We start from the raw sequence: 16,798 nt of genomic DNA on the forward strand, positions 1-16,798 counted from the left end.
GCCAATGTGTAATTGGTGAAAAAATATAATGAATACAAACCATGAATTTACAAAACGAACTCAATAAAGCTGGAGGGTTTAAAAATCTTGAATTGCTAGCTAAACAAGTTGTAGAGGGATTTGTAGCAGGGATGCATAAAAGTCCATTTCATGGATTTTCGGCAGAATTTGCGGAACATAAAATTTACAATCAAGGCGAAAGTACACGGCATATAGATTGGAAGCTGTTTGCGAAAACAGATAAGTTGTTTACAAAACGTTATGATGACGAAACGAATTTACGCTGTCATTTAATAATTGATAACAGTAGTTCTATGCACTATCCAGAGCTGAAGAGCTACGGGATAGATCATTTAAATAAAATAGCTTTCTCAGCGTTAGCATCTGCGGCACTGATGCATATTCTTAAAAAGCAACGCGATGCAGTAGGTTTAAGTATTTATAGTGATGCTTATGATTTTTATGCTCCCGAGAAAGGAAGCGACAGGCATCATCATATGCTGTTAGATCAGTTAAATAAAATGGTGCTGTCCAAACCTGAGGGTAGAAAAACAGATACCTATACATATCTACATCAGATAGCCGAAAATATACACAGACGGTCTTTAATTTTCTTTTTTACCGATATGTTCCAAACAGAAACGGAAGCGGATAAACTATTTGAGGCAGTTAGGCATCTTAGGTATAATAAACATGAAGTAGTATTGTTTCATGTGTTTGATAAAGAAAAGGAGCAACAGTTTAATTTTGATAATACACCAAAGCGATTTATTGATGTTGAAACCGGCGATCATATAAATTTATATGCCGATAGTGTAAAAGAGGCATATCAAACAGCGGTGAGTGACTATTTTGAGGCAATAAAACTAAAATGTCAACAATATCGAATAAATTATGTAGAAGTTGATATAAATAAAAATTTCGATAATGTGCTGACAACGTTTATGATAGCGCGAGGTAAGTTTATTTAATGAAAAAAAAATGAAATTTTTTCGCAAAAATGTTTGTGATATTCAAAATGCTGCTTATATTTGCACCCGCTTGAGGGCTGATACGCAAGTAACAAAAACTTAAGCACGCAATAATGCAACGGTCTGGTAGTTCAGTTGGTTAGAATGTCGCCCTGTCACGGCGAAGGTCGCGGGTTCGAGTCCCGTCCAGACCGCAAAAATTGCTAAAGCTTCAAAGAAATTTGAAGCTTTTTTTAGCAATAAAGTTTAGTTGTGTTGTTTGATAGATGTAGTAGTCTATCAGTGGTTTAAGTAGTTAAACCGATGGAAAGCTTTCCTTTTTTCTTATGTAGAAGATTGGGATGCTTTTTTGTTTTTAGATAATATCATTTTCTCCTTTTTGTAGCTGTTTTCTTCTATTTATCTAGTAATTACAGGGTTATTTCACGAAAAACTAAAAAAAAAGTGTAAATAAAAGAGATTTTATTAAAAATAATGTATCTTTTTCATATGTTTACAAACCCCTAAGTAAAGCAAACCCAAATCTAAATTTATTTTTACTTGTAAAGTACTAATTTTTGCAAGTTTAAATAAGACAAAAAAAACGAGTCACTAATTAAAAAAAATGCCTCTTTATTAAATTAAACTTTAGAGTCCCAAACTCTAAGAACTAAATACTTAACCTATGAACCTACAAACAAAGCTCTTGCTTTTGTTTACTTTGGGTATTGGCTATGGTGCCCATTCTCAAATTGTAAATAAAGGTCAGTTAAAAATAGCATCCGATACGGATGTGTATTTTGAAAACGAATACACTAATTCTTCTAGTGGGACCCATGTATCAAATGGTGATTTACATTTAAATGACAACTTTATAAATGACGGAGATACCGATGCAGAATCGGGAACAACCTATTTTAAAAGTGCTACCAACACCATATTAAATTTATCTGGAAACCAAAATCAAGCTAACTTTTATAACTTAGAAATCGATATTACAGGTACAGGAGCTAAAGGTCTTACTGTTAGTAGTGGGTTTTTATTGGCTGTGGAAAATTCTGTTAATTTTCAGAATGGCGATTTAAGGTTAAATGGTTCCGCAGAATTGGTTCAAACACATGTTGGGGTGTCTGCAAATACGCAAGTTTCTGGAGGTCTTCTAATAGATCAATATGGAGCAAGTTCTCCATATCATTATGATTATTGGTCGTCACCAGTTAGTAACTATGGTGCGTTTAATCTTGAAGGCGGAAAGTTTGATGGTAGTGATTCATATTTAGCACCGTTTGATCCTAAACAAATACTTTTTAACACGGGGTCACCATATAATGGTTTGCCTTCCGAGGTAGATGAATTTGGAGAGGTAACGACTGCTTTAACTGTAAATAGACGTTGGTTATATAAATATTCTAGAGGTTCAGGAGGCTATAGTAATTGGATGCAAATAAGTCCAACTAGCGATATATTCCCTGGTGAAGGATATACAATGAAAGGTCCTAATTCCGATTCGTTTGTTCAGAATTATGTGTTTCATGGTACGCCAAACGATGGGACTTATCAATTTCCTATAAGTAACGGTGAAAGTGTATTGTTGGGTAATCCGTATCCATCTACTTTAGATGCTGTAAAGTTTTTAACCGATAATATTGCTATAACCGATGCAATTTATTATTGGGTAGATGGTGGTTCTAGCTCCCATATGCTATCGGATTATCTAGGAGGTTATGCAATTCGTAATATTACAGGTGGTGCACCTCCATCTATTCCTTTAGAACTTATTTCAGGAGTAGGTGCTGCAGGATCTGTTGAGTCACCTTCAAGGTATGTTCCTATTGCTAAAGGATTTTTTGTTGATGCTACTAGCGATGGTTTAATTGTATTTAATAATTCCCAACGTGTTACAGAGCTTATTGCTGACCGATCGGAAGGTGAGGCTTTAGATACCTATATAAGAATAGGCTATGAGGATCCTGAAGGTTTTCACAGGCAATTGTTATTAGGCTTTATGCCGAATTCAATGGCAGATGAAAACTATAACCCAGGTTATGATGCGTTACAATTAGCAACAAGAGATGATGATATGTTTTTTGTTATTGAAGATGCCGTTAATAAACATTATGCAATTCAAGGTGTGGGTAGTTTTTCTCAGTTTTCTGAGTTTCCTATAGGGTTAAAACTTTCTGAAATGGGAAGTCATAAAATTATGATTGATGCTGTAGAAAATTATGATGGCCCTATTTATATAAAGGACAATGTTTTGAATGAGACTTATGAAATAACCGCTTCAGACTTTAATATTAACTTACCGCTAGGTAATTATACAGATCGGTATTCTATAGTTTTTCAACCTTCAGAAACCTTATCTGTTGAGGCTACAGAGCTTCAGAGTTTAACAACCTTTTACAATGGAAAGGAACAATTAGTAATTACAAATCCCAATCATTTAAATATTAATCAAATCTCAATACATAACGTTATAGGTCAACATATTTTAACTGTTTCAGAAAACCTACCAAATCAAGATAAAATAGTGATACCCTTCAATCAAAATGATGGTGTATATATTGTTACCGTGACTACAGAAAGTGCCCAAAAATCTACTAAAATATTAAAATACTAATTATGGAAACTAAAAAATTACAACAGAATGCGTTACGCCTATTAACGCTTATATTATTTTCAGCAAGTACCTATGCGCAAGTAGGAATAGGTACCTTAGAACCTACTGAATCGGCTATGTTAGATGTGCAATCTACAACAAAAGGAATGTTAACACCACGAATGACAAGTACCCAACGTTTAGCAATTGCTAATCCAGTTGATGGCTTAACCGTTTATGATACAACAGAAAGTGCTTTTTATTATTATAAAGTAGATAGTTGGTCTAAGTTAGACTCCAAAATGCGTAATAACTATAAGTTAATTAAATCGGCTTCCGATTTAAGTGCTGAATTAGCCTTTGGTGGCGGAACAGTTTATAAGTTAGACACAAATACCTTATATGAAATAAATGGAACAGTAAGTTTATCAAATAGTATTGATTTAAATAATGCCTATATGATAGGAATAGATACTAATGAAGATAAATTAGTTAAAACTGGTGGAGGAGATTTATTTTCAGGAAGTACAGGTGGCTCTATAAAGAATTTGACGCTTGTTAATACTGGTGGGAAAATATTTAATTTAACCGGGAGTAATGGAGATAATTTAATTATTAGAGATTTAGTGGTAGCAAGTTCTAATTCTGTAGGAGTTGTTAGTGGTTACAATATGGTGTTTATTAGTATCGTACAGTACTCAGGAAATACAAATGGTGTTACTTACAGCAATATTGGAACTTTGTTGTTAAGTAATACTGGTTGGTTTGCTTCTAACTCAGGAACTTATGAAACTTATACAGGAAGTTTTGATTTTATTGAAAAGCAAGGTGGTTTTATGACAATTGACGGTTCTGCAATAGGAATTGATGTTAGTAGTAATCCGTCAGTTGATAATGCTGTTTTGGATGGTGTAAGTTTTAGTGGGGCAAGTGAAACATATATAGAAGGCTATACATCGGGGTCTTATGAAGACTATTATTTTGATAATTCATGGACTGTAAATTGTCCTGGAATTAAATTAGAGTCGGATGAGGTGGCAACAGCTAATATCTATTATACCGGAGATATAACTACAGGTTTCCCCCAGTCGGCGTACAATACACCTTTTAATTTAAAAGGGAATTCAAATAGCAATCAGACAGATGCAGTGAATATGTTAAGAGCAACCTCCACTCAAGATAATCGTATTACTTACACGGGGAAAAAGACAAGAACATTTCAAGTAAACGCGGCACTTTCTGTTAGAGGAAGTGTAACAGGAGAGTTTTTTGCTTTTTTTATTAAAAAAAATGGGTATAGTGGAGATAGTCTTATTGAAACTAATTCTGTTATACGAATAGATGATCCTACAGATGTTGTAAATGTGGTTGTTTCAGGTACAGTTGAGTTAGCTCCTGGTGATTATATTGAAATTTGGGGGCAACGTGTTGCTGGAGAAACTAGTTTAGGGGGGCTTACAATATTCTCACTTAATCTGAACATCAGATAATAGTGAATAAACTGATATATAAAAAAGCTTCAAAATTTAATTTGAAGCTTTTTTTATTTCATACCAATTTTTCAAGGATCTAATTTAATTAAGCCATTGTAGAGTGATTCAATGCGTTTTAAATCTTCGGAGTTTTTAATGTGTTCTTGAGTGTCTTCATATAGTAGTTTAGCTTCAGCTAAAAGTGCTTTGTGGTATTCTGGAATCTGACATTCCTGTATAAGCAAGTATTTAAACATCATAAATAACTTCTGAATACAACTCAAGTCTTGTTTACAGTATGTTCTATAAGCAACCATTACTTGATATAAAAGTGTTTCAAAGTCAACGGTTGTAACAGCTATCAAGGCATGCGTTTCCCTTTTTTTAGATAAAATATACGTATTGTCATTTTTTTTAAGACGTAAGGCAAATAACTCTGTTAGATAATCTATAGTGCTTATTGCTGTTCCTGGATCATTAATACCCGGCGACATAGCTTTAACTCCTATCTCTGTAATCTGTTTAAATGCAAGCGTGTAATTGTCTTCAATAAATTCACCTCTAGAGAAATTGAAATTAGATAAAATTTCATCCAAGACATCCTCCGAAATTTCTTTATTGACTTGAATTATAGGTACGCCTTGAAGTACAAAAACCCCTTGAATGGGTAATATATGTATTTGTAAATCGTGTTTTTCACAAATACTAATGAGGTTTGTGTAGGCTACATTTTGGTAATAACCAGTTTCAGAACTGTAATAGCAAGGCCAATTATTGGTATTAGGGAACAGGATATTGCTGTCATTTTCAGTTTCTAAAATATAATTTAAGCGTTTATTTGCTTTCTTATATATACCATCTAATATATTGCTTACCTGTATGGCTTGCGAAATAGAATGAATAAAGTAAATAAATGCAGCCAAACATATAACCGTTAAAATTATGCCTATTAAAACGGAAAAGCCTGGAAGTTGATACGTAGTATTTTCTTGAGGGTTTATGCCTACTAATGTAAAGGTGTTATACAGTATAGTTGCTAAGTAGATGCCTAAAACATACTGGTGATTTCTATTAGAAATTAAACCAGGTAATACCCGAGGTGAAAAATTACTGGAAGCCTGATTAAGTAATACCATTACCATGGAAAAGCTAAATACCATAATAGATATGATACCTCCTGTTAAAAAGCTCAATAACGTTTTGGCAGTGTCTGCATTATTAATAACAAGTTGAGGTACGTGTTCAAAAACAATTCGTGAAATGCCTATTTTTTCAAGATACAGCATAAGCATAGCAAAACAAAAACCAGTTACACCAAACAAAGATGGATAGAAAGCTATTTTGCCTTTTATGGTATGTATAAAACTGGTGAAACGGTTGTATAGTGATTTCATAATGTATTACTTAGAGGTTAATGCTAGTTATTTTTTATTATCTCAGTCAATATGAGGTTTTTGAGTTGTAAATGTTAAATTTGTTAACATTATATGTAGGAATTAACTTATTATTGTACTCTTTAAACTTGTTAAATATACCTTTTGACGTGTTTTTGTATTTTATGAGCGAATTCTATTACCTTTGTAGTCCTTCTATAAGTCCCTAAGTCAAAAAATCAGCTTATTTAAGGTTAATCATCCATTTTAGACAAGTAAATTGTCAATTCCCTCACGTTTTAAAATGGCTATAACGCCCCAGGTTATAGTCACAAATTTTGGTTGTCAATTAGTTTTATTTGACAGCTATAATAACCTATGTATAAGAATAATTTTAACTAAACTAAATATATTATTAACCTAAACAGAATATCATGAAAACCCTTAAAATTACTTTAGTAGCAGCAATCTTTTGTATCACACTTACAGGTCTTACAATAAAAAAGGAGACAACAAACCCAACTCAAGAAGAAACGGTTTCAAAAAAAGAAGACTTTTCGTATGTTTTTCAAGCCAAAAGACACGTTAAAAAGGGGAGGGATGTACCTTCAAATGGGTAAAACTACATTCACATATAACTTTTAAAGAACCCTTTTTTGAAAAGGGTTCTTTTATACTATATATTGCAAGATATAAACACTCCAATGCTATTCATGTAAATATAAATTTTAAATTTGAGTAGTAATGATAATGTCATATGGTAATAAAAAAGCTGTTTTTTCTTTTAGTATTGCTCTTTAGCATAGGTGCTATGGCTCAAAATGCGACACAAAAAAGAAATTTAGATAGCGTGTTTTTTTATAGATCTTTAGCTGAAACAGAAACGTTTGATTTATCTGAGCGTGTAGATCATATAAAAAAGGCGATTACTTTTTCTTATAAGACAAAAATAGATTCTACTATATTAAAATCGAAACGTAATCTAGCAACTCTATATTTACGTCAGTTTGCAGTAGATTCTCTCTATGATTTAAATATAGAAAATTTAAAACTGGCTGAGAAATTACAAGATACTGTAGCCATGGCATACATTAATAATGTGCTTGGATGGTATCATTCACAAAAGTTTCAAGCAGATAGTTCTTACGTTTATTATTACAATGCCTCAAAATATTTTGAAAACCTCAATATGGTTAAAGATCAGGCTAGCGCTTATCGGTCTATGGCTAATATTCAATTTGAGGAACGTGATTATGTAGGTTGTGAAAGTAATGCTTTTAAAGCTATAAGGCTTTACCAAACCTTGCCAGTAAGTGAGTTTGTTTTAGATAGGTTATGGGCTTTATACAACTTGGTAGCTATCGCTTCGGATGAACTTCAGTTGTACGATAATGCTATTGAATACCATTATAAAGCTTTGTCTTATAGTGACCGTATTGCCGATCACTTTTTATATACCTTATACTCTAATAGTAATATTGCTCTGATATATAAAGAGCAAAAGGAATACGATAAAGCACTTGAAATATATAGCGAATTATTCAACCAAAAAGATGTTTTAAAACAAGAGTTAGACAATTATGCTTTAATATTGGGTGATTATGCTTTGTTAAAACATAAAGCTGGTGGGTTTAGTAAAACAGAAATAAAAACGCAACTTTTGGAGGCTTACCATGTTAGTGATAGTATTCAAAATGAATACAGCACGATGACTGTTGCTTTAAATGCATCTGAATTTTATTTAGATGAGGAACAGCTTGATTCTGCTTTGCTTTTTGCAAATGTGGCCTATGATATAGGAAAAGAATCTATTGCAAATGATGTGGTTTTGAATGCCTTGCTATTAAAATCTAAAATAGAAAAACCAAAAACTTCAATTTCTTATTTAAACGATTATATTAAGTTAAACGATAGTTTGGTAAATAAGGAGCGTGCTATTAGAAATAAATTTGCAGGCATTGAATTTGAAACCGAACAGATTGCATTAGAAAATGAACGTATTTCAAGAGAGCGACTTTGGTTTATGGCATTGTCGGTAGGTTTATTGTTTACAATTGTGCTATTGTATGTTATTGTTTCGCAACGGGCTAAAAACAAAGAGTTGAAATTAATTCAGCAACAGCAAGAGGCTAATGAAGAAATTTATAATTTAATGCTTACACAGCAAGATAAAATTGATGCTGCTCGTACTAATGAGAAAAAGCGTATATCTCAAGATTTACATGATGGCGTTTTAGGACGACTTTTTGGGACCCGATTAAGTCTTGATAGTTTAAACTTAAGTACTACGGAACAAGCTATAAAAACACGTGAAAGTTATATTGAAGAACTAAAACATATTGAAGAGGATATTAGAAGTGTTTCTCACGAATTAAATACCGATTTCATAGCTAATTCTGGATATCCAGACATTATAGAAACACTTGTAGATACACAGTCTAAAGCATATGGGTTGCGTTATAATTTACAAAACGATGCCGATATTCCTTGGGAAGATATTCCAAATAAAACGAAAATTCATATTTATAGAATGCTCCAAGAATCACTTCAAAATATATATAAACATGCCAAGGCGTCCAATGTTAATATACGTTTTACAGAATCTAAAAATACAATCTGTTTGCAAATTGTTGATGATGGTTTAGGTTTCGATGTTTCGAAATCAAAAAAAGGTATAGGTATTAAAAATATGCGAGATCGCGTGTCTGAATTTAACGGAGATCTAAAAATTATATCTGATAAAGAAACAGGTACTAAAATAATTATTCATATCCCATTCTAACTAATAAAATAATCCTAATTATGAAACAATCTATTCGTATTTTAATGACAGATGATCATCCCATAATTATTGAAGGATATCAAAATACATTGCTTGCAACCAAGAAAGAAAATCAAGAATTGCATATTGATATTGCAAATAATTGTGATCAGTCTATAGCGTTTATGCAAGAAGCCGTAGAGGCAAATGCAGCTTACGATATTCTTTTTATGGATATTAGTTTACCACCTTCAACTTGTGGTGAATTTACCTCGGGTGAAGACCTAGCAAAATACGCACGTCGCATTATGCCTTCATGTAAAATTATTATGCTTACCATGTTTAATGAACCTTACAGGATTCATAATATAATTAAAGATATTGACCCTGAAGGTTTTTTAATTAAAAGCGATTTAACATCTCGAGAATTAGCTAGTGCCTTTCAGGCGGTTATAACAAAACCACCATTTTACAGCGGAACTGTTAGTAGAACAATTAGAAATACAATGACAAATTCTATTAATCTGGATGATATTGATAGAAAGATACTGTATTTATTGTCACAAGGTATTAAAACAAAAAGCTTGAAAGATCATTTTGAAATTTCACTTAGTGCCATTGAAAAGCGTAAAAAAAATCTGAAAATGATTTTTGATGTTCAAGATGGAAATGACGAAAGTTTATTAGCGCTAGCTAAAAAGTCGGGGTTTATATAGTTTAGTATACTAAAAATGTTAAAATTTCAATTTTTTGAACTTTTTTTAAGCCGGAAAGCCTTGCTGTTTCTGAGTTTACGGTTAAACCGTAATGGGTTTACGGTTTAACCGCAGAAGAAATCAAAACAGATGTTTTATATTTGAGATATCAACGACAAATTAATCCCTCATTAACAAATTTGTTGAACTAATAGCATTTACTTTAGCCTCGTGGTCTTTCAATATTTGAATTGGAAATCACGAGGTTTTTACTTGCTATTAAAAGCTGAATATGGCAGATTTATACTCCCATAATGTGACAATAAAAAAACCGAGGTAAACAATTGTAACAATAAACTTCATTAAGGTTCCTGTTAAAAAACCTAAAAAAGATCCAAATGCGGCACGTACAGCAACTTTAGAATCTGCTTTATTTATCATTTCGCCTACAAACGCACCAATAAAAGGCCATATAATTATTCCTAAAGGTCCAAAAACAGGAAATATTAAAGAAACTAGTAAACCTATTGTGGTGCCAATCACGCCTTTTTTACTTCCGCCAAAGCGCTTTGTTCCCATGGCGGGAATTATATAATCTAAAGCAAAAACCACTAAGGCAATGACTAATGTTATTCCTAAAATATACCAGTTATTAGGTATGGCATCTGTTAGGTATAGCAAAAACAAGCCTATCCAACTTAATGGCGGTCCTGGTAAAATGGGTAAAAAGCTGCCCGCTAGACCAATAAGCATAAATAAGAATCCGATAATGACTAAAATGATGTCCATATTTTTTTAAGTATATGACGAATATAATCAAACAATGTTACTTTTTTTGTTTGCTTTTTGCGCTATAGGTAGATGCTGTAGAAGAAAAATTTATGAAAGGAGCTTAAAATATAAAAAAATTGTATTTTTCGCTTTCATAACAACCTATGAAACAGCTTTACTTACTTTTAATTGGTCTGCTAATTACATCCTGTAATTTTCTTGATGCTAAAAAAACATCATCAGATGTTATTTTGGAGCAAGAATTACGCACTTTTAATTGGAATGAGGTTGATGAGTATCCAATGTTTGAGAGTTGTGATGAACAAGCTTCTAAAGAAGAAAAGAAAAATTGCTTTCAAAGTACCTTAACTCAAATTATTACAGAAAAATTACAACAAGACACTCTTGTGGTTAAGCAAGATGTTAAAGATACGGTTTTGATGAGTTTTGAAATTTCAAAAGCTGGTATGTTAGAGCTTGTAAATATTCAAGCCGATTCTTTAACATTACAGGAAATTCCCAATATTAAAGCGTTGTTGCATAAAAGCGTAGATTCTCTACCTGCTATTTTTCCAGCCATTAGACGTAGTCAACAGGTTAAAACAGCCTTTACATTGCCTGTTATTATTCAGGTTAACTAAAAACTATAAGGTAATTTTATAACCTATAGCAAAATCAATAGGGAAGTTGTTACTGTTATCGCTAAATAATGCGTAAACTTCATAATATGCAACAGTGATATAACTGGATTCTGTTACACGGAAATCGGCACCTAGCCCTAGCGTGAATGGTACATCTATTCCAGAAAAGGATTCTTTATATTCTATTGGCTCTGCTGTGTTAGATACATAGGTTGCTTTACCAAACTCATAGGTTACTAATTTGATGTTTCCGTAAATATTAAAACGTTTTTTGTTTATAAAACGGTAGCGGTATCCAAGTGCCATTTGCGTGGCTGTGTATTTAAAGTCATCAGCATCTAAAGCGTGTCTTAGGTTAAAAAACAATGCGTGTTTGGATAGATTAGTAGCTTCAAAAAATTCAAATTCAAGCCCAAAAAACGGAACTGTAGTGTTGTTGGGATTTTCAATTAAAGGTTGGTTGGTTATTCCTCCAAAAGCACCTAGTCGTGTTTGTAATTTGGCTCGTGGCTTAAAATTATAATCCAAATCGGTTGTAGCGTTATAAACATTAAAAAATTCTTCTAAGCTATGTAGTGTTAAGTTTACTTTGTCCGTAGAAACACCGTAGCCTTCAGTTAAATTGTTTAAAACCGATTTATATTCTTCTTGATATTTTTTAGTCGTTTCACTTTTAGTGTTAACTAATTCTTGAATGCTATTGTCTTCTGTTTTTACGAAATATCGGTAGTTACCATCATCTATTGTCCATAATAAATCAAGATTACCTTCAATGGCTGTTTCTAAGGTTAGAGTTTCGTTGTTTATGGTGTATTCCTGTTGTGAGAATCCTAATAATCCTAAAAATAAAAAGCTTAGTACTAGACAACGTTTCTTCATAATATTTCTGAATTTACATGAGAGTAAATCTAAAGAAATAAAATTAAATTCTAACACTTAGTCCTTATTTATTAAAGGTGCGACCTTTCCAGGTGTAACTTTTTGAAAAGGATAGACTAACGATATATATACAGAAAAAGGGGTAAAATAAACTAGCTGAAATAAAGGTGGGTAATACCGATTCTTGTTGTAAAAAGCGACTTGTTTTAAATATTAAAAGAAAATCTATCCCGAACTTAATTATTAATATATAAGTGAAGTCCGTTGTATCAATACTGCCAAAGGCTAATAGAGGAACAAGTACTAGGAGTAGGGTGTTCATCAGTAAAACAATTATTCCGGTGATGATGCCAAGTAAACTCTTGTAGTGTGTTGATTTGGCAGCCCAGCGTAAACGTTGAGAAACTAATTGACTCCAATTGCGTTGTGGTTTTGTTTCAACCGTAGCTTCAATAGATTTTAAGTAAAATACATCATCTGCATTGTTTTTAACAGCTTTTTGAAGTAAAAACACATCATCGCCACTAGCTATAGTGTCCGATCCTTTAAATCCAGATAACTCAGTAAATAACTTTTTTTGATAAACTAAATTAGCTCCATTGGCTAAAAAAGGTTCTTTAATTCCAAAGCCACCAATAGTTGTGCCCATTAAGCTTAGGATATCCATGGTTTGAAACCGGTCTAGAAAGGAAGCAATGTCATAATAGTTTACGGGAGCCGCAATAAGTCGGCAGGATTGATGTTGTATAAAATAATCAAAACAATTTAGCCATTGTTTAGGAACACGGCAATCGGCATCGGTGGTAACTATCCAATCATATTTAGCCTGGGCTATGGCTTTGGTAATAGCTTCTTTTTTAGGGGAAACATTCCGATTACCATTTTTTAATATAGTGACATTTTTTAAACCGTTTTCAATAAATGTTTTAATAATTTTCACAGAATTATCTTCAGAAAAATCATCAATTAATATAATTTCATAGAGTTCAGAAGGGTAATTTAGGTCTTTAATTGATTTTAGAAGTTGTGGTAATTCGTTGGCTTCATCTCTAAAAGGAACAATTATTGAGAATTTTGTTTTTGGAGTTATGGGCTTTAAATGGAATACAGGTACTTTGTCAAATCCGTAAGTGAAAACGCCTATTAGCAACAAGTAAGCTAAGGTAATAGACATACAAATAATAAAAACCATAGTTAAGGTTGTTTAAATTTTATAATATAAACACTACCAACAATACTAGGTAAAACAACGTTTAGTAGCCACATTAGGGTTACGGTACTTAAAACGGTTAGTGCAGGTATCTCTAAAAAACTAAATAAATAAACTGCAAAGCTGCCTTTTATAACCACATCAAAAATAAAAATTGATGGGATAATTGAAGTTAGTAAATACATGCTTGTTATGCAAATAAGTATCTGATAATAAGGTAATGAACTGTCAAATAACGTTAAAATAAAATAAAATTGAAACGAAAAAATAGCATATCGGATTAAAGCTAATAAAAATCCGATGTTATAAGTTTTTAAGGGTATTTTTTTGAAATAAGAGGCTGCTTTTTCGAATGAAAAGCCACGAAAAGACCATTTTTTTTCACGAAAAAGTAATGCAATGATACCGAACGAAAGGATTATAAAACAAAAAAAGAATAGGCTTTTATGATAATGGAACTCAGGGTTAAACTTAGCTACAAATGCCCACAAACCTATTACACCTAAAATGCTTGTTACAAACATTTGTAAACCATTAGTAATAGTATTTAAAAACACAATGTATTTGCGTTCAGAGGCTTTATAGTATAATGCTTTTGCTCCATATTCACCAATGCGGTTAGGTGTTAATAAAGAAGCTGTTAACGATCCTAGGCATTGTTCGGTGGCCTTTAGAATGCTATTTTTTTTAAAGGTTGATACTAAAACTTGCCATTTTAATATTTCGAAAAACCAATTTAAACAACTCAGAATTAATAGAAAACCAATTGTTTTAAAAGAAAAGATTCGGTTTTCTGAAAGATAATGCAAGAAATCTTGAAATTCTAAGTCAGGGTTACTCGTTAATTTATTATATATAAAATAAAAAGCAGCAACTACTAAGCACAATTTAAGTAGTACAAAAAAGAATTGTTTAGTTTTGTGAGGAATCCTTCCAAACATAATTTGCTGCGGTTCGTTTTCTAGGAAATAATACAAATTAAAACATTTAACTTTTATGCGCATAGCTTTTACACAAATAAGGCCAATAAGTATGGCAGTCGTTTTATTTTTAATAATTACCAATAGTTTTTCTCAAAGTGAAGCTAGCCGGTGGAAAGCTCAGTTTTCAGTAGGGATAAACAGTCCGAGCTCTTCGGGTTTTGTGCCTGGATATGAAGGTGAAACTGTTAATTTTCCAACCATTCAGCTAGGTGTTCAGCGCATGTTTAAAAAACAATATGGTGCTAAATTAGATTATGCTTTTAATCGTTTAAATCATGATGCGAGTTCGCCTTATTTTAAAATTAATTATTCGCGAATTAATTTACAGTTTGTTTACGATTTAACGCCTGTAACTAATTTTTTACCACCATATTTAGGTATTGTAGCTCATGCAGGACCAGGATTTTCAATGGTTAAACCGCTAAGTGGTTTTTCAGAGAATAATACATCATTTTTAAATGCTATGGCTGGTTTAGAATTTCATTATACGGTATCACGAACACTTTCGGTATTTCTAGATACATCCTATATTTATAGTTTTGGTTCTGATTTTGATCCTGTTTATGAAGGTTTCGGATCTTTTAATGGCAACTTATTTACAGCAACAGTAGGTGTGTCGATTTCGTTAAGTGGTTGCTATTATTGTGAGTAATGGCAAAAGAAAAAATTATTTTAGGAATTGATCCAGGGACAACTATAATGGGATTTGGTTTGATAAAAGTTGTAGGAAAAACCATGTCTTTTTTACAACTAAATGAATTGGATTTAAAAAAGTATGATGACCACTATTTAAAGTTGAAACTTATTTTTGAGCGTACTATAGAATTAATTGACACCCATCACCCAGATGAAATAGCTATCGAAGCACCTTTCTTTGGAAAAAATGTACAGAGTATGCTAAAATTGGGTAGGGCACAAGGTGTAGCAATGGCTGCAGGGTTAAGTAGGGAAGTGCCAATAACCGAATATGCACCAAAAAAAATAAAAATGGCTATAACAGGAAACGGTAATGCCAGTAAAGAGCAAGTTGCTCGTATGCTTCAAGGTATGTTAGGTTTAAAAACTATACCTAAAAATTTAGATTCTATGGACGGGTTAGCTGCAGCAGTTTGTCATTTTTATAATGAAGGCCGTGTGGAGATTGGCAAGAGTTATTCTGGTTGGGATAGCTTTGTGAAACAAAATGCTAATAGAGTAAAAAAGTCCTAATAGTTTCTACTATTTAATAAATTAAATACCCCATATACAGCCTAAAAAATTAAAGTCATGGCCGGAATTTATATACATATACCGTTTTGCAAACAAGCATGTCATTACTGTGATTTTCATTTTTCAACATCATTAAAAAAGAAAGATGAGCTGATACAGGCTTTGATTACCGAACTTAAATTACGCAAAAACGAATTTCAAAATACACGTGTTGAAACCATATATTTTGGAGGAGGTACACCTAGTCTTCTAAATAAAACGGAACTTAAATTAATAATTGACGGCGTGTACGATAATTATCAAGTATCCAAAAATCCCGAAATAACACTAGAAGCTAATCCGGACGATTTAATCTCAGCTAAAGTCGCATCGGATACTATTTTTGAAGATTATCGTAACATTGGAATAAATCGCTTGTCTATAGGAATTCAATCTTTTTTTGAGTCCGATTTAAAACTTATGAATCGTGCCCATAATGCATTAGAAGCCAAAGGTGCTTTAGAAACTGCTACTAAGTATTTCGATAATATTTCTATCGATTTAATTTACGGTATTCCGGGGACAACACATGCCCAATGGCAACAAAATATTGAAATGGCTTTGGCTTTTAATATTCCACACATTTCTAGCTATGCATTAACTGTCGAACCTAAAACGGCTTTAGCTAGCTTTATTGAAAAGGGGGTTATTGAAAATGTTGATGATGTTTTGGCTGAACAACAATTTCATTTCTTGGTAGAAACTCTAAGTAAACACGGGTTTGTACATTATGAATTATCTAACTTTGGGAAACCAGATTATTTTAGTCGCAATAATACAGCGTATTGGCAAGGTAAACCCTATATAGGAATTGGGCCTTCGGCACATTCTTTTAACGGGAAAGAACGTGGTTGGAATGTTAGAAATAACAGCAAATATATCCGTTCACTGTCAGAAAACTGTTTGCCAATTGAAATTGAAACACTATCTAAATCAGATCGGTATAACGAATATATTATGACTGGTTTACGTACCGTTTGGGGCGTGTCATTGGATAAAATCGCAAAAGATTTTGGATCAGAATTTAAAGCATTCCTATTAAAAGAATCTGACAAACATATAGCGAATAAATTATTAAAAATTACAGACGAGACCCTGCATGTTACGCCGAAAGGAGCTTTTTTAAGTGATGGTATTGCAGCAGATTTATTTCATGTAGATTAAATAATATTAAGTTGTATTTATGCATCCTTTTGTGTTTATTATAACTTTACCA

General features: G+C 32.4%; 15 protein-coding genes and 1 tRNA gene. 11 read left to right on the forward strand and 5 right to left on the reverse strand.

Features of this window, described 5'->3' with window-relative positions; translation table 11 throughout:
* The first annotated feature begins 41 nt into the window (after nt 1-41).
* The 4 genes from ACW5R3_RS03375 (at nt 42) to ACW5R3_RS03390 (ending at nt 5,039) form a co-directional block, all read left to right on the forward strand.
* Nucleotides 42-971, forward strand: a complete 930-nt coding sequence (locus tag ACW5R3_RS03375) for a DUF58 domain-containing protein (RefSeq protein ID WP_456578219.1) — start codon at nt 42-44, stop codon at nt 969-971.
* Between the two features lie 120 nt (nt 972-1,091).
* Nucleotides 1,092-1,165 (forward strand) — tRNA-Asp (locus ACW5R3_RS03380).
* Nucleotides 1,166-1,635: 470 nt separating this feature from the next.
* Complete coding sequence (locus tag ACW5R3_RS03385; RefSeq protein ID WP_456578220.1) at nt 1,636-3,570, forward strand: T9SS type A sorting domain-containing protein; 1,935 nt, start codon at nt 1,636-1,638, stop codon at nt 3,568-3,570.
* A 2-nt stretch (nt 3,571-3,572) separates the two neighbouring features.
* Entirely contained in the window at nt 3,573-5,039 is a 1,467-nt protein-coding gene (locus ACW5R3_RS03390) for a hypothetical protein (protein ID WP_456578221.1), read from the forward strand.
* Between the two features lie 71 nt (nt 5,040-5,110).
* Here ACW5R3_RS03390 and ACW5R3_RS03395 read toward each other — a convergent pair whose 3' ends face one another.
* Nucleotides 5,111-6,415 (reverse strand): DUF2254 domain-containing protein, encoded by a 1,305-nt coding sequence (locus tag ACW5R3_RS03395; protein WP_456578222.1) that lies wholly within the window; start codon nt 6,413-6,415, stop codon nt 5,111-5,113.
* 413 nt (nt 6,416-6,828) lie between these two features.
* Between ACW5R3_RS03395 and ACW5R3_RS03400 the strand changes: the two genes are divergently transcribed.
* From ACW5R3_RS03400 to ACW5R3_RS03410, 3 genes are all read left to right on the forward strand, one after another.
* Nucleotides 6,829-7,014: a hypothetical protein gene (locus tag ACW5R3_RS03400; protein ID WP_456578223.1), complete on the forward strand. Its 186-nt coding sequence runs from the start codon at nt 6,829-6,831 to the stop codon at nt 7,012-7,014.
* A 191-nt stretch (nt 7,015-7,205) separates the two neighbouring features.
* On the forward strand, nt 7,206-9,176 hold the full coding sequence (locus ACW5R3_RS03405; RefSeq protein WP_456578224.1) for an ATP-binding protein: 1,971 nt from the start codon (nt 7,206-7,208) through the stop codon (nt 9,174-9,176).
* A 20-nt stretch (nt 9,177-9,196) separates the two neighbouring features.
* Nucleotides 9,197-9,871 (forward strand): response regulator, encoded by a 675-nt coding sequence (locus tag ACW5R3_RS03410; protein WP_456578225.1) that lies wholly within the window; start codon nt 9,197-9,199, stop codon nt 9,869-9,871.
* A gap of 258 nt (nt 9,872-10,129) precedes the next feature.
* On the opposite strand, the gene ACW5R3_RS03415 is transcribed toward ACW5R3_RS03410, so the two are convergent.
* Nucleotides 10,130-10,639: a DUF456 domain-containing protein gene (locus ACW5R3_RS03415; RefSeq protein WP_456578226.1), complete on the reverse strand. Its 510-nt coding sequence runs from the start codon at nt 10,637-10,639 to the stop codon at nt 10,130-10,132.
* A 146-nt stretch (nt 10,640-10,785) separates the two neighbouring features.
* Between ACW5R3_RS03415 and ACW5R3_RS03420 the strand changes: the two genes are divergently transcribed.
* Complete coding sequence (locus ACW5R3_RS03420; protein WP_456578227.1) at nt 10,786-11,262, forward strand: hypothetical protein; 477 nt, start codon at nt 10,786-10,788, stop codon at nt 11,260-11,262.
* Between the two features lie 3 nt (nt 11,263-11,265).
* Here ACW5R3_RS03420 and ACW5R3_RS03425 read toward each other — a convergent pair whose 3' ends face one another.
* From ACW5R3_RS03425 to ACW5R3_RS03435, 3 genes are all read right to left on the reverse strand, one after another.
* Nucleotides 11,266-12,141 carry a hypothetical protein gene (locus ACW5R3_RS03425; protein ID WP_456578228.1) on the reverse strand — a complete coding sequence of 292 codons (876 nt, stop codon included), beginning with the start codon at nt 12,139-12,141 and terminating at the stop codon, nt 11,266-11,268.
* Between the two features lie 64 nt (nt 12,142-12,205).
* Nucleotides 12,206-13,333 carry a glycosyltransferase gene (locus ACW5R3_RS03430; RefSeq protein ID WP_456578229.1) on the reverse strand — a complete coding sequence of 376 codons (1,128 nt, stop codon included), beginning with the start codon at nt 13,331-13,333 and terminating at the stop codon, nt 12,206-12,208.
* Nucleotides 13,334-13,335: 2 nt separating this feature from the next.
* Nucleotides 13,336-14,292, reverse strand: coding sequence for a hypothetical protein (locus ACW5R3_RS03435; protein ID WP_456578230.1), 957 nt, complete (start codon nt 14,290-14,292; stop codon nt 13,336-13,338).
* Between the two features lie 91 nt (nt 14,293-14,383).
* Here ACW5R3_RS03435 and ACW5R3_RS03440 point away from each other — a divergent pair, with 91 nt between their 5' ends.
* Genes ACW5R3_RS03440 through hemW form a run of 3 tightly spaced genes read left to right on the forward strand, consistent with a single transcriptional unit; the run spans nt 14,384 to nt 16,746 of the window.
* Nucleotides 14,384-14,986 carry a cell envelope biogenesis protein OmpA gene (locus ACW5R3_RS03440; RefSeq protein WP_456578231.1) on the forward strand — a complete coding sequence of 201 codons (603 nt, stop codon included), beginning with the start codon at nt 14,384-14,386 and terminating at the stop codon, nt 14,984-14,986.
* Nucleotides 14,986-15,543, forward strand: coding sequence for a crossover junction endodeoxyribonuclease RuvC (gene ruvC, locus ACW5R3_RS03445; protein WP_456578232.1), 558 nt, complete (start codon nt 14,986-14,988; stop codon nt 15,541-15,543). Before ACW5R3_RS03440 ends, ruvC begins: the two co-directional genes overlap by 1 nt.
* A gap of 57 nt (nt 15,544-15,600) precedes the next feature.
* Nucleotides 15,601-16,746 (forward strand): radical SAM family heme chaperone HemW, encoded by a 1,146-nt coding sequence (hemW, locus tag ACW5R3_RS03450; RefSeq protein ID WP_456578233.1) that lies wholly within the window; start codon nt 15,601-15,603, stop codon nt 16,744-16,746.
* The last annotated feature ends 52 nt before the right edge of the window (nt 16,747-16,798 follow it).

It is taken from the genome of Algorimicrobium bowmanii (assembly GCF_054031195.1).